Genomic DNA, 1,002 nt, shown 5'->3' on the forward strand with positions numbered 1-1,002 from the left:
CCTGACTCCGATAGAATATCGAAATCAGGCCTTACAAGCCGCTTAACTAAAATGTCCAACTTAATGGGGTCACTTCATAGACTTTGGGCTTTTATTACTGGGTTTATTTAACCGACTTAGCTTTGTTTTCCGTGCTTTAATCCGCTTGCAGAGAAGCATTTTGTTGTGCTTCTAATTGCTCAACTTCTTTATCAAGCTCTGCGATTTTATCACACATCAGTTTATGGCAATGATCTGCTAAAGCGCGAGCTTCATTGGTGCTGTAGCCTGAGACATCGATTGGCTCTAACATTTCGGCAATCACGACACCATTTGTACGACGGTTTAGATCAATTTTGTTGTGAGTTGTACTTACACACATTGGAATAATAGGTACACCAGCTTCAATTGCCATACGGAAAGCCCCCGTTTTGAATGGCAATAGCCCTCTACCTTTACTGCGTGTACCTTCTGGATAAATCCACACCGATAGATTACGCTGATGAATGGCTTCAACCACTTGTTTAATCGTGTTACGCGCTTTTGATTTGTTATCACGATCAATCAGGATATTACCCGTGATCCAGTAGAGTTGGCCGAAAAAGGGTAGCCACAATAAGCTCTTTTTTCCGAGTGATACGGTACGAGGTTGAAGCATGCCTGGCGCAGTAACAAAGTCAAAAATGCTTTGGTGATTAGAGATATAAACACTGTTACCTGCATTTTGCACACGTTCAGTACCACGTTGGATAAGTTGAACTCCAACTAATTTATGGAGCTGATTAAACCAACGACAGAAAAAGTGGACATGCTTAGGATCGCGCGGGCTAAATAAGCAATAAATAAGCGCAAAAAGTGTCATGAAAATGATAAAAATTGCCGCAAGTATTATGCGGATAAAACTAAGCACATTGACTCCCTAATCAAAGCTGAGGTCGTATCCAATGATACGAAATAGGTATAAAAACAAATTAACTGTACCTGTCTAGATTGACGAATTCTTGTCAAACTTTACATAAGAGT

General features: G+C 40.3%; 1 protein-coding gene. It reads right to left on the minus strand.

The features are described from left to right. Positions 1–136: 136 nt before the first annotated feature. Complete coding sequence (locus ASV53_RS24165) at positions 137–889, minus strand: 1-acylglycerol-3-phosphate O-acyltransferase (protein WP_094959012.1); 753 nt, start codon at positions 887–889, stop codon at positions 137–139. Between the last annotated feature and the right edge of the window lie 113 nt (positions 890–1,002).

The organism is Photobacterium sanguinicancri, assembly GCF_002265265.1.
GTDB classification, from domain to species: domain Bacteria; phylum Pseudomonadota; class Gammaproteobacteria; order Enterobacterales; family Vibrionaceae; genus Photobacterium; species Photobacterium sanguinicancri.